Genomic DNA, 13736 nt, shown 5'->3' with positions numbered 1-13736 from the left:
CAGTCCTCGGGACGGCGCAGGGCGTTGAGCGGGTTGGTGCCCATCGGGCGGACGCGGGGGCGGGCGATGGCCTCCTCGTCGCGGGTGACGGAGGCGACGATGTCGGCGAGGCGCGGGGCGGCGACGCGGGTGAGGAGCGACTCGTCGTCCAGGGCGCGCAGCAGCATCCGCCGGGTGTGGTTGGACGAGTGCGGGAGGTCCTCGTCGAGGGCCGAGAGACCGAAGCCCTGACCGGATCCGTAGTCGGCGGCCATCTCGCGCACGAGGGACTCGAAGGCGTCGTGACGCCAGCCGCGGCGGACGAGCTGCGCGGTCATCGCGGCGCGCATCCGGGCGACGGCGGCGGTCTCCTCCCCGCTCACCGTGGCGAGGCGCACGGCGAAGGGCATGTGGCCGCGCTCGACGTCGAAGGTCTCGTGCTGCGTCCACACCGGCGGCACGTGCCACGGGCGGTGGATGGCCTTCGAGAGCAGCACCAGCCACTCCACGGCCTGGCGGTGCACGGAGCGCAGGCGTGCGGCCTCCTCGCGGGCGCGGCGGGCGCTCGCGCCGAGGTGGGCGAGGCGGGCGCGCTCGAGGCGGATCCTGCGCTCGAAGCGCGACCAGCCCGCGTGGTAGCGGGCCAGGGCGACGACGGTGAGGGTCACCCCGGCGATGCCGAGGCCGCCGAGGATCCACCAGAGCACGGCCGAAATCGGGTCCGGGTTGAACGAGCCGTCGGCGTCGCGCGCGGCGTAGTCGTTGACCTGCCAGAGGCCGAAGCCGACGGCGAGCGCCAGGGCGATCACGAGGATCCAGCCGACGAGCATCGAGCGGTGGAAGTCGCGGCGGAGTCCGAGGAGCTCGCCGGGGCGCTGCGGGCGGAGGGCGTCGATCTCGCGGACGAAGGTCGCCGCCTCGTCCTCGGCGCGGCGACGCTCTCCGGCGAGGCGGTCGAGGAAGCGCCAGACGAAGGAGGTGCTCTGCGCGCCGGCCCAGAGGTCGTACTCGGCGAGGGCGCGGAGGCGGCTCGAGCGGCGCTCCTCCGCGAGGACCGGGTCGGGGCCGGGGTCGGGCTCGGCGGGGAGCTCGATGCGGACGCGGGCCGGGGTCTCGGGGTCCTCGGCGGGCGAGGCGGTCTCGGCGGGCTCGGCAGGGTCGGTCGGCTCGACGGTCGGCTCCTCGATCCGGGTGCCGTCCTCGGGAGGGGCGAACGGGGCGGGTTCAGGAGGGACAGGAACAGGAGCGACAGCAGCAGGAACCGCCGCCACCGATCCCTCCGCCGCCGTCACCCAGTCCTCGAGCCTCCGCCGCGGGTCCTCCAGCGTCAGCGCGTACCAGTCCACCCGCTTCGGGAACCCGGGCGGCACGTCGTGCCCGGCCGGGTTCCACGCGTCGTCCGGCAGGGCGAGCACGTCGGCGACGCGGCCGAAGACCGGCACTGCTCCCTCCACGGGGGCGAAGCCGGCGTCGCGCAGGTCGGCGCTGCCGTCGAGCGAGCCGAAGACGAGCTCGCGCAGCCCGGCCCAGAGCTCGGGCGTGGTGCGGACGTGCGCCATCGCCGCGGGGGCGTCGGCCTCGGTGCGGGCCCGGGCCTCGTCCTCCTGCAGGCGCCGCAGGTCGGCGAGCAGCAGCCGGTCGCGCACGTCGAGCACCTCGTCGAAGGAGGTTCCGACGACGGCGGAGCCCTCCTCGGTGTGCAGGGCGCGGGTGACGGCGCGGTAGGTGCTCGAGGTCAGGCGGCGCAGCGCCCACTTGGGCATCTGCGCGAGCTTGCTCGACGCGAACATCAGGAAGCGGCCGCCCTGCGAGGCGAGGCCGATGCGGTCCACCTCGGGCAGGGCGAGCGCACCGGCGGCGTCGTAGGTGAGGGCTCCCCCGTCGAGCCGGAGGGCGCCCTCGACCATGCCGTCGACGTAGCCGCCGATCCGGCCGTCCTCGATGAAGGCGGTGCCGGGCGGCGGCGGGCTGACGCTGGGGTCGATCAGGAGGGAGTCGGGGCGGGCCGCGTTCTCGAGCACGCCGGCGGCGACGCGGCGGCCGAGCGACTCCGTCAGCACCGCGTTGAGGAACACGCGCGAGATCCAGACCGAGGCGCCGCCGTCGCTCTCGCGCGACATCAGCTCGACGCTGCCCTCGCTGACGCCGTTCCAGAGACCGGCGACCGAGGCGAGGTGGGTGAGCGTGAAGCCGGTGAAGCGCTCGTCGTCGCGCACGAAGGCGTCGCCGGACCACGGGCTCGAGCGGTCCTCGGGCGAGGCGATGACGACGAAGCCGTGCTCGTGGCTCTCGACGCGCTCGCGCAGCTGGAACGCGGTGGGCGCGCAGATCAGGGTGACGTGGCGCAGCTCCGTCGTCTGGTCGGCCAGGGTCGCGGAGGGATTGGGCAGCGGCATCGAGGTGCGGACCCACGAGCGGACCAGGTCGGCGACCTCGTCCTGCGCCTGGTCGGTCTCGCGCTCGGGCAAGGACGAGCGGAGGGTGATCAGGCGCACCAGGGCGAGCTGCTCCTCGGCCAGGGCCTCGAAGAGGTCGACCGAGATCGCCACCGACTCGAGGTCGGCGCCCACTCCCAGCACCACGGCCTCGATCTGCGGAGGCGCGGAGGGCGAGGTCTTCACGTGCTCGGGCAGCACCCAGAGGGCCTGGCCCAGCAGGCCGGTCTTCGTCCACTGCGCCGCGAGCTCGAGCAGGGTCTCGCCCTGCGCGCCGCTGGGCAGCAGGACGATCGCCGCCTTGCCGTCGGGCCAGAAACCGCCGGGCCGCGGATCCGACTCCACGCTCAGACCCCGGTGTCGCGCGGACCGGTGGACAGGACCGACGAGACCAGACCCTGCAGGGCGTCGCGGAACTGCTCCCGCATCTCCCAGGTCACCGGGTAGTCGTAGACCGACACCCGGTCGTCCTGCGCCACGATGTCGCTCTCGAACTTGGCGAGCTCGGCCGAGAGGTACGCCTGCACGGCGGTGCGGCGCGACGCGAGGTCGCCCTCGGCAGTGCCGGCGCGCGACGGCTCCGGAGTGGGGGCGCCGGTGGGCAGGGCGCCCGTCTGCAGCCACTCGGCCAGCTCGGTCTCCTCGCCGCGGCTGCCGCCGAGCGACGTGAGCACGCGGTAGGGGGCGAGCGGAGCGAGCGTGCCGTCGACGTTGCAGAGCGCCATCGCGATCGCGAGCGACTGCAGCACCACCCCGGGGAAGTCGGCGGGGCGGGCGTTGCGCTCGCTGAGCAGCGGGTGCGGGAAGTCGGCGAAGCCGCGCGACGCCGGGTCCCAGACCGAGAGCTTCGGGCCCTTCTCGCCCTGCGTCGAGTCGACGGCGAGGCGGCCGAGGGCCTTGGCGACGTACCAGCCGCGGATCATCGACTCGATCGCGCGCGGATCCGCCGGGATGCTCTCGCCGAGCAGTCGCGCGCGCTTGAACTTCCAGAACGCCTCGCGGCTGTCCTGGGTGTTCGACTGCGCGAGCCAGCCGCGGGCGATGGGCTCCATCACCGAGTCCATCACGATGGGCTGGTAGGGGAAGCCGGACATCGCGAAGACCTCGATGCCGTCGACCTTCTGGTCCTGGAACCACGACTCGCTGGTCGCGTCGTCCCAGACGCCCATCTGGCCGAGCACGCCCTTGGTCACCTCGTACATCTCGGTGCCCGCGCGGAACGGGATGGAGCTGAAGACGAGCGAGGTGTCCTCGTTGATCGCCTTGCCGTGCACGGCGCGCAGGAGCGCCGGATTGAGCTTCACCAGCGGCTCGCTCGCGCCGAGGGCGGCCTGGAGCTGCTCGCGGTAGCGGTCGCGCCGCTCGGCGAAGACGTTCGGCGGCAGCACCTCGGAGTCGAAGAAGCCGAGCAGGTCCTCGCCGATGTAGGCGGCGAACGGGGTGCCGTCGCGCTTCATCCACGCGCGGGCCCGGGCGACATAGGTCTCGGGGTCGGTGGCGAGGTCGAAGGTCGCGCGCTGCGCGGGGTTCGCGACGGCCGGATCCGCGGTGACGGTCGGCTTCCAGGTGCGCGGGTTCGCGACGAGCGACCAGGTCTCGTCCGAGCCCTCGGAGTCGGGGCTGACGCCCACCAGGAGATCGGTGAGGACGCGCAGCACGGCGTCCTGGTACTTGGCGTCGCCGTCGACCGAGGCGCGCACCAGCTTCTGGAACTCGGCGGGGTACTTCTCGGGCTCCACGAGCATCCGCTCGTTGGGCGCCGGGGTGTACTTGCGCGGCACGGTCTCGTCGACGCGACGCGGCCAGAACTCGTAGGCGTTCTCGCGGTCGTCGATCGTCTTGCGCGCGTTCACGCGCTGCAGGAGCGCAGTGCGCGAGCCGTCGAGGTAGTCGGCGAGCGGGCCGAGGAAGGTCTCGCGCAGCTCCGCGAGCAGAGCCGAGGCCGAGTCGCGCAGCGCGGCCTCGGAGGACCACTCCAGCGCCTGCCCGAGCCGCTGGATCGCGAACTGCACCGCCTCCTGATCGGGACGGATGGACTGCTGGTTCGCGGCCGTGCGCAGCTCGTCCGAGACGAGGGAGCCGAGGCCGGCCACCCACTCCTCGTGCTGGCGCGCGTCGATCCGGAGCGCGTCGACGGTGCCCTTGAGGCCGCGCTCGAGGCGGCGGAGCATCGCCACGACGACCGGCAGGCCGTCCTGCGCGACGTAGCGCGACACCGTCTCGAGGAGGTGGCCGGGCATCGTGCGCGTCCACTCGTCGAGGCGGCGCTGGCGCGCCTCGCGGTCGCGCTGGAGGAGCCGGGGGCTCGTGCGCGTGTACTCGTTGACGAGGCGGTCCGACCAGGTCGTGATGTCGGCGCCGCCCTGGCGGTCGAGCGACTCCGGACGGCTGAGCTCCTCGTCGGCGCCGCGCTGCAGCTCCGCCTTGATCACGTCGAGCACGGCGGTGTCGCGCAGCGCATCGGTGACGTCGTTGTGCTCGGCGGTCTCCTCGTTCAGGCGCAGATCGCGGATGAAGCGCTGGTACTCGCTGTCGGCCGACTTCTCGATGTACTCGCGCTCGGTCATCCGCTCGAACTGCGGGTCCTCCTCGGAGTGCGCGAAGAGCATCCGGTCGATGGCCGAGCGGGCGAAGCGCTCGGCGGAGTACTCGAGGAAGCGCTCGCGGCCCAGGGTCACCCGGCCGAAGCCGATCGAGGAGAAGGGCGGCGAGTGGTGCGCGGGACTCATGAGACCGGAGTTGTCGGGCAGCACGTTCGCGGCCGAGCGGGCCTGCCAGTTGCCCGAGGAGTAGGCGATCATGTCGTCCTGCACGCGCTCGTCGATCATCCACGCGGTGAGGCTGGTGGCGACGGCGTCGTAGACGGCGTTCTGGTCCTCGAAGGTGACCTTGCTGTTGCTGCGGCCCACGATGAAGGGGTACGCGGCGCCGACGCGGTCCATCGCGGCTCCGTACGAGGGCGCGACGCCCTTGGTGCGCAGGAGCTCGAGGGTGGCGGCCGAGGGGGTGTCGGTCCAGAAGCCGTTCATCGTCTCCGAGATCGCGGCGAGCGCGTTGCCGGGCATGCCGGCGGTGACGTTCAGCTGGTCGAAGACGTCGGGCGCGTAGAGCATGCTGAAGAACTGGTTCGACCACGGGTACTGCTTGGCGGTCGACTTGACGATCTCGATCACGTCGAGGAACTGGCCCGCTCCCGAGCCTCCCGCGACCGACGAGATCACGATGACGATCGGGCTGCCGTCTCCCCCGTCGTCGCGGGCGCGCAGGCGCTGGCCGAGCGTCTGCAGCTCGGCGAGCGACTCCGCGTCGTTCATCTTGCCGATCGCGAAGCGCGCGGCCTGCGCGATCTCCTTGGTGGCGGCGAGCGCGACGGCGCGGCCGACGGCGCGGTACTGACCGGCGCCCTTGGTGACGTCGACCTTGACCTGGCGGGGGTCGGGCAGCTGGCGCTCGATGTCGTGGCGCATCGCGTTGTTGGTGGCGTGGGCGCTCGTGATCGAGCCGTGCACGATGTCGAACGTCGCGGCGGTGCTCACGAGGCCGCGGTAGTCCTGCCGGGGCAGGAACGGCGCCTGGTACTCCATGCCGTCCTGCACGGTCGGGGTGTCGAAGTGCAGGAAGCGCCAGGCGGCGGGGATGCCGCCCTCCCAGCCGAGCTGCTGGAGCTTGAGCTCGAGCTGGTACTTGATGCCGCGGAGGGTCTTGCCGCCGGAGCCGCCGACTCCGATGAGAAGGAAGGGTTTGAGCATGACTGTCTGCTTTCTTCGGCGGCGCTGTCAGCGACCGCGGGGCGCTCGGGGCGCTCTGGCTCCGGGCGCTGGTTCTGCGTGCGCTCCGGCTGCTCGGGCTCCGGGCGCTTCGCGGCCCGCTCGCGGCGCAGGGTCTCGAGGTTCGCCCCTGCGGGGGCACCGGAGTCGCGGAGCAGGTCGTCGAGGCGGCGCGCGTACTGCGCCTCGTCGTCGCGGTCGACGCGGTGGTAGAGCACCGCGAGGGCGCGCACCGGGTCGTCCGAGCGGGGCCGGTCGAGCTCGCGCTCGGGCACGACGATCGCCCAGAACGCGTCCAGCGGCAGGGTGCGGAAGCCCATCCCGCCGTCGGGGAGCCGGGTGCCCGCGGAGGTGCTGCGGGTGCCGGTGCGGGACGCCACGACGACCCCGCCGGCGGGCGGGCCGACGCGGTAGCCGGGCGCCTTGAGCGGCCACCACGGCACGTGCACGCGCAGACGGCCGAGATCGGGATCCGGGATCTCGCGCACCCCGGTCTCGCTCCTCAGGTAGCGGAAGCGGTCGTCGAGGCGGTCCGACGGGAGGGTCGAGCGGACGCCGTCGGGGGTGATCTCGACGGGGATCGTGCCGCGCTGGAACGAGCCCTGCATCGCGATCTTCGCGTTCCAGCGGTTGAACAAGTACAGGAAGACGAGAGGGAGCAGGAGCCCGAGCAGGAGGAGGACCAGCGCGATCAGGCCGATCGCCGCCGCGTTCACGGGGAAGGTCGACGGGAACGAGACGGCGACGGTCTGCGGGGCGCTGCCTCCGTCGGCGGTGCGGATGTCGAGGGGCAGGGTGGCCGAGACGGTGGAGTCGGCGGGCACCGGGTTCTCGGCGGTGACGGTGAGGGTCCGGGCGCTGCCGGGGGCGACGACGACGCAGTCGCCCGGCGCGAGCGCGGCACCGCTGTCGTCGGTGAAGGTCCAGGTCCAGCTGCCGGCGCGGTCGGCGTTGTCGCTCGTGACCTCGGGGGGCGCGGCGAGGCAGACCCGGCCGTCGCCGCCGGCGGTCGGTCCCTGGACCGCGAGGGTCCCCTCCGCTCGGCCCTCCGCTCCCGTGAGCTCGCTCAGCACGAGCGGCGAGGCGACGCTCGGGAACGACGCGGGCAGCACGGTGGCGACCCGCTGCTGCGTGGTGACCGGCGCGAGGGCGACCGCGTGCGGCGCGGTGCTGAGCGGGTCGAGGGAGGCGGTGACGAGGATCTCGGAGGCCGTCACGTCGGCGGGCAGCGGGAGGGTGATCGCTCCGGACGCCTCGTCGATGCGCGCGCCCTCGAGCGGCGACGTCGCGCCGTCGGCGGTCGACGTGGCGGTGAAGACGGCCTCGTCGAAGACCGAGAGGTCGGCCGGAGTGCCGTCGGCGTTCTCGACGCGGGCGCTGAGGGTGGCCGAGAGCGAGCCGTCCTCGGCGCGCTCGACCGAGTTGGCCTCGTCGAAGACGATGCGGAGGTCGCTGAAGAAGAAGACGTCCTCCGTGCCGGCGGCGCTCAGTGTCCACTGCCCCTGCAACTCGGGGCGGTCGACGGTCAGCGTGACGAGCGAGACGCCGGACGAGCCGGTGACCTCGAGCCCCGCGGTGCCGGAGTCGGCCGACAGCACGGGCAGGCCGGACCCGGCGGGAGGGGTGAGGGTCCAGGCGGGGTCGGACACGACGGCCTGGATGCGCGAGACGCCGGCGTCGATCCAGAAGGTGCCGTCGGCGGCGAGGGGCTGGGCGGAGCCGCCGGCGATGCGGCTGCCGAGCTCGAGGAACACGGACGCGAGCGCGTCGGGGTCGGAGGCGTCGACGACGGCGCCGCGGACGGCCCCCTCGGGCGCGGTGGCGGGTCCGCACGACGAGGTGCCGCCTCCGTACTCGCCCGTGCCCTCGACGAGGGGCCACATGATGCCGGCCTGCTCGCGCTGCTCGCCGTCGGCGAGGAGGGTGCCGAGGACCACGACGCCGGCCTGGCGGAGCGCGGCGAGGACGCCGTTGCCCTCGGGCTCGGCGCCGTCGGGGTCGATGCGAACGCCGCACAGCGCGTTGGTCGCGTCGGCGGTGGCCGATGCCGAGCCCAGGTCGATCTCGCCGTCGGTCAGCCAGACGACGAGCTGGCAGGCGGAGCCGGCGCTCGGCTGGTTCTGCAGCGCGGTCTGCACGCCCTGGAGCCCGGCGAGCCAGTTCGTGCCTCCGCCCGGCGTCTTCTCGCGGATCTCGGTGGCGAGGACGCCCGGGCTGTCAGCGGTCCACGGGCGCCAGTCGACCGCGGGCTCGAAGGCGCGGCTGAAGAACGCGGCGCCCCAGTTGACCGTGAGCGAGTCGCGGAGCCCGCCGAGCTCCTGGAGGCTGCCCGCGAGGATGTCCGCGCGCGCGACGTCGGGGTCGGAGCCGCGGCCGTCGTCGCCGCCGGTGTTCAGCGAGCCGGAGCTGTCGACGAGGTAGTACACGTTCAGCACGTCGGAGGAGGAGAGGCAGGTGCGCAGGTCCTCGATCGCGCCGCGACCGGTGTCGGTGAGGGACGCGGTGGGCGTGGAGGTGGTGGTGGCGGTCGCGGCGGAGCCGCCGGCCAGGACCAGCAGGAGCACTGCGACGACGACCGCGAGGGCCCGCCGGATCACGCGGCGAGCCATTCGGACACGGGCACGCTGATGTTGAGGATGTGCCAGGCGCCGAGCACGAGGCCCGCGCCCGAGATCCAGAGCAGTGCCCGCGAGTAGAGGGGGTTCGGCACGAAATGGCGGGCGTCGCGGAGGGCGTGCGAGCGCTGGCTCGAGAGGTCCCAGCCGGTGGCGAGGAACACGAGCACCGGAGTGAGGACGTAGCCGACGACGCTCATCCAGACCGCGCCGCCCTGCACCAGCGGGAGCGGCACGCCGAGCACGCGCACGGGTGCGGCGGCCGTCGCGAGGGCCGCGATCGCGAGGATCAGGCTCGCCGCGAAGCCCGTCGCGCCCACGATCAGGGGCAGCGCACGGGCGGAACGACGGGCCGCGGGGGCCCGGTTGAGGACGGTCGACACCGGTCCACCCTCCGCTGTCGCAGCTGAACGCTCCCTGTTGGGGGCGGCATTCCAGTATGCAGACCCCTCCGCGAGAGGCCAAACGCCGCTAGGCGGAGCGCGGCGGCGCGGTCGACTCGCGGACGACGAGGGTGGTGGCGAGCTCGAGGCGGTGCGAGACCGGGGGGATGCCGTCGTGCATCCGGATCAGGGTCTCGACGGCGAGGCGGCCGATGTCGTGCAGGGGCGTGTGGACGGTGGAGAGCAGCGGCGCGGTCGGCAGGTCGGCGTAGGTGTCGTCGTAGCCCATGACGCTGACGTCCTCGGGGACCCGCAGGCCGGCGGCGAGCACGGCGCGGACCGCCTGGAACGCAGCGAGGTCGGTGGTCGCGACGATCGCGGTGGGCGGATCGGGGAGCGCGAGGAGTCCGGGGACGACGCGCTCGGCGCTGGCCATGCCGTGCTCGGAGACGAGGGCCGGGTCCTCCGCGAGGCCCGCCGCGGCGAGGGCCTCGCGGTAGCCGCCGTAGCGGGCGCGGAGCCCCGGGTTCGCGGCGTCCCCGCCGACGAAGGCGATCCTGCGGTGGCCGAGGGCGACGAGGTGCTCGGTCGACTGCTGGCCGCCGACCCAGTGGTTCGAGCCGATGCTCGCGACGGAGGGGTCGAGCGGATTCGGGGCGTCGACCGCGACGAGCGCGAGGCCCGCGTCGGCGCACTCGGCGACCAGGCCCGGGTCGATGGCCGTGGTGACGGCGAGCAGGCCCAGGTGGCCCTGCGCGGCGACGGAGCGGACGAACTCGCGGTCGAAGCGCATCCCCTCCTCCGCGGAGCCGCCCGGGGCGAGGACGCGCGTGGCGACATCGACGCGCTCGCTCTGCGCTCCTCCGACGACGCCCTCGAGGACGCGCAGGGAGTAGAGGGAGAGCAGCGTGTCGAAGACGACGGTGATCGATCCGCCGACCCGTCGGGCCCGGGTGCTGGGCGTGTAGCCGAGCTCGCGCAGGGCCCGCTCGACCCGCTCGCGGGTGGCCGGGGACGCGCCGGGGCGGCCGTTGAGGACCTTGGACGCGGTGGCCTTCGAGACGCCGGCGCGAGCGGCGACGACGTCGAGGGTGACGCGGACTTCGAGTGGATGGGACGGCTCGGGTGCGGACTCGAGCGGGTGGGACGAGCGTAGCGGAAACTGTTTCCCCTCCGCTCCCTTCGCTGCGCCTTGCCGCTCCTCCAGAAGTTGCGGTGAGTGTCCGCGCTCACCGCGACTTCTGGAGGAGCGCGGGAAGGAGAGGCGTGGGAGGCGCGAGACGTCGGGCATTGCGCGCCCCGCGGCAGCCGCCTACGCTGATCCTGATCGCGAAACTAAGCGAAACAGTTTCCAGGAGGGCTCCCGCATGACCTACACCCCGCCCCAGGTGCTCTTCGGCGCCGCGTACTACCACGAGTACCAGCCCACGCCGCGGCTGCGGCAGGACTTCGAGGAGATGCGCGAGGCCGGCTTCACGGTCGTCCGCGTCGGCGAGTCGGTGTGGTCGACGTGGGAGCCGGAGGACGGGGTCTTCGACCTGGAGTGGATCACTCCGGTGCTCGACACCGCCCGGGAGTTCGGGATCGGCGTGATCCTCGGCACGCCCACCTACGCGATCCCGCCGTGGCTGCAGCGCCGCTACCCCGAGATCAACGTCGAGATCGCGACCGGCAGGAAGTTCGGCTGGGGCATGCGCCAGGAGATCGACGTGGCCCACGCGGCGTTCCGCTTCCACGTCGACCGCGTGGTCCGCCGGATCCTCGAGCGGCACGCCGAGCACCCCTCGATCATCGGCTTCCAGGTCGACAACGAGCCCGGGGCCTGGCAGATCTTCAACCACCAGGCGTTCGAGCGGTTCCGCGACCGGCTCCGCACGACATACGGCACCGTCGAGCGCCTCAACGAGGAGTGGGGGCTGACCTACTGGTCGCACCGCCTCACCGACTGGAGCGATCTCTGGCGGCCCGACGCCAATTTCCTGCCGCAGTACGACCTCGCGTGGCGGCTGTTCCAGGCCGACCTGGTCACGGAGTACCTGCAGTGGCAGACGGACATCGTGTCGGAGTACGCGGGCGAGCGCTTCGTGATGACCTGCCTGTCGTACACGCGGCCGACCATCCGCGACGACGCCGTCGGCGCGATGATGACGGTCACCGCGGGCAACCCGTACTACAAGGCGCAGGACTCGCTCGCGCTGCCCGACGCCGAGGTGAAGCCGCAGACCTGGTGGACGCAGGGCACCTGGGCGCTCTACCACTCCGCCGACTGGATGTACGGCACCCGGCACGAGCCCTTCCTCGTCACCGAGGTGGGCGCCCAGTCGATCGGCTTCTCGTCGATGAACAACCCGGCCTACCCGGGCCAGCGCCGCCAGGGGGTCTGGGCGCTGATCAGCCGCGGCGCCCAGATGATCGAGTACTGGCACTGGCACACCCTGCACTTCGGCCCCGAGACCTACTGGGGCGGAGTGCTGCCGCACTCGCAGAAGCCGGGGCGCACCTACCGCGAGATCGCCGCGATCGGGGCCGAGCTCGGCGAGCTGGGCGATCGGATCGTCGGGCTCGCGCCGGACGCGCAGGTCGGCGTCCTCTACGACCACGCCTCGAAGTGGACGCTCGAGCGCTTCGGACCGCTCGGCGGGCCGGACGGCATGCCCGTGCCCGACTCCTACTCGCCCCTCGTCGAGGCCTTCGTGCGCGGCGCGTTCGACGCGGGGCTGCAGACCCGGCTCTTCCACGCGAGCGGGCTGCTCGAGCACGAGGCGGCGACGGTGGCGGCCGAGCAGCCGGTGTTCGTGGTGTCGGCCTACTACGCGGCCGACGACGCGGTGCTGGAGTGGCTGCTCGCGTACGCCGCGGCCGGCGGGCACCTGGTGCTCGGCCCCCGCACCGGCTACGCCGACACCCAGGCGCGGGCCCGGCTCGAGGTCGCGCCGGGCGGCGGCCTCTCGGCGGCCGCGGGCGCCTGGTACGACGAGTACACGAACCCGGAGCAGCCCGTGCCGGTCGTGGCGGTGGCGGCCCCCGGGCTGCCCGCACTCGAGCTGCCCGACGGCGCCGCGGTCACCTCGTGGATCGAGAGCTACGAGACGACGGACGCCGAGGTCCTCGCCCGGTACGAGCACCCGTTCCACGGCGACTACGCGGCGCTGACCTCGAGGGCGCACGGGGCGGGACGCGTCTCGACGGTGGGCGGGCTGCCCGACCCGCGCTTCGCCGCGGCCGTGCTCGGCTGGGCGGGCGAGGTCGCGGGCGTGGCACCCTGGCGCCCGGAGGCGGGCTCGGTGCGCGTCCACTCCGCCGTCAACGCGCGCGCCGAGCGCCTGCACGTGGTGCAGAACTGGTCGTGGGACGACGCCGTCGTGGCGGTGCCGTTCGCGGCCGAGGACCTGCACTCGGGCGAGCCGGTCGCGGCCGGCGCGGAGCTCGCGCTCGGCCCGTGGGACGTGCGCGTGCTGGTCACCCCCGCCTGATGCCCGGGCTCCGGCCCCGCGAGACGGGAGCCGGAGCCCCGCTCAGGCGTGCGGGTGGGTGCGCTCGAGGGACGCGCCCTCGATGTCGACGTCCGGCAGCAGGCGGTCGAGCCAGCGGGGCAGCCACCAGGCGGAGCGGCCGAGCAGGTGCATCAGCGCGGGCATGAGCAGCATCCGCACGACGAACGCGTCGAGCAGCACACCGAACGCGAGACCGAACCCGATCGAGCGGATGATCGTCGACTCCGAGAAGACGAAGCCACCGAACACCGCGATCATGATCAGCGCCGCCGCGATCACGACCGACTTCCCCGCCTGGAACCCCTGCGCCACGGCGAGGCGCGCGGACGCGCCGTGGACGTACGCCTCCCGCATGCCCGACGCCAGGAACAGCTGGTAGTCCATCGCGAGCCCGAACAGGATGCCCACGAGGATCACCGGCAGGAAGCTCAGGATCGGGCCGGTCGCGTGCAGGCCGATCAGATCGGCTCCCCAGCCGAACTGGAACACCGACACGATCAGGCCGTAGGTCGCGAACAGCGACAGGATGAACCCGCCCGTGGCGATGACCGGCACCAGCAGCGAGCGGAACACCACGATCATGATGAGCAGCGAGAGCCCGACGACGACCGCGAGGTAGGTCGGCAGCACCGCGTTCAGCCCCTCCGAGATGTCGATGTTCGTCGCGGCCTGACCCGCGACTCCGAGCACGACGCCGTCGCCGACCGGCGGGAGGGCGCGGAGGTCCTGCACGAGCTGCTCGGTCGAGGCGCTGTTGGGCCCCTCGGCGGGCAGCACCTGGAAGGCCAGCAGCGTGCCGTCGTCGGAGGCGGCGATCGGCGCCACGGCGACCACGTCGTCCTGCTCCGCGATCACGCGGGCGATCTCGACCTGCGTGCGCAGGAGGTCGTCGCCGGCTACCCCGTCGGGGACGGAGGCGCTGACGAGCAGCGGACCGTTCGCGCCGGCCCCGAACTCGTCGCCGACGATCTCGAAGGCGCGGGCGCTCGTCGACCCCTCGGGCTCGCTCGAGCCGTCGGGCAGTCCGAGGCGCATCGAGAGCGACGGGATCGCGATGATCAGC

The 13736-nt window shown here is 73.2% G+C and carries 5 protein-coding genes and 1 pseudogene; 1 reads left to right on the top strand and 5 read right to left on the bottom strand.

The features are described 5' to 3' along the window. The 4 genes and pseudogenes from IOC53_RS17365 to IOC53_RS17350 form a co-directional block, all read right to left on the bottom strand. Positions 1-2759: pseudogene (locus IOC53_RS17365) on the bottom strand (hypothetical protein); the annotation flags it as partial. Between the two features lie 2 nt (positions 2760-2761). Further along, positions 2762-6163 (bottom strand): tubulin-like doman-containing protein, encoded by a 3402-nt coding sequence (locus IOC53_RS17360; RefSeq protein WP_207407705.1) that lies wholly within the window; start codon positions 6161-6163, stop codon positions 2762-2764. Between the two features lie 2611 nt (positions 6164-8774). Then, positions 8775-9179: a hypothetical protein gene (locus IOC53_RS17355; protein WP_207407703.1), complete on the bottom strand. Its 405-nt coding sequence runs from the start codon at positions 9177-9179 to the stop codon at positions 8775-8777. Between the two features lie 88 nt (positions 9180-9267). Further along, a complete protein-coding gene (locus IOC53_RS17350; RefSeq protein WP_207407701.1) occupies positions 9268-10470 on the bottom strand; it encodes a substrate-binding domain-containing protein in 1203 nt (400 codons plus the stop codon). Positions 10471-10546: 76 nt separating this feature from the next. On the opposite strand from IOC53_RS17350, the gene IOC53_RS17345 reads away from it, so the two are divergent. Continuing rightward, positions 10547-12652: a beta-galactosidase gene (locus IOC53_RS17345; protein ID WP_207407700.1), complete on the top strand. Its 2106-nt coding sequence runs from the start codon at positions 10547-10549 to the stop codon at positions 12650-12652. Between the two features lie 42 nt (positions 12653-12694). Here IOC53_RS17345 and IOC53_RS17340 read toward each other — a convergent pair. Then, the coding region (locus IOC53_RS17340; protein WP_207407698.1) for an MMPL family transporter at positions 12695-13736 on the bottom strand (1042 nt) is incomplete at its 5' end.

Origin of the sequence: Rathayibacter sp. SD072 (genome assembly GCF_017355185.1) — a bacterium.
Taxonomy (GTDB): Bacteria; Actinomycetota; Actinomycetes; order Actinomycetales; family Microbacteriaceae; genus Rathayibacter.
The sequence above is the reverse complement of the archived record's forward strand: the minus strand, read 5'-3'. Positions and strand labels throughout refer to the sequence as shown.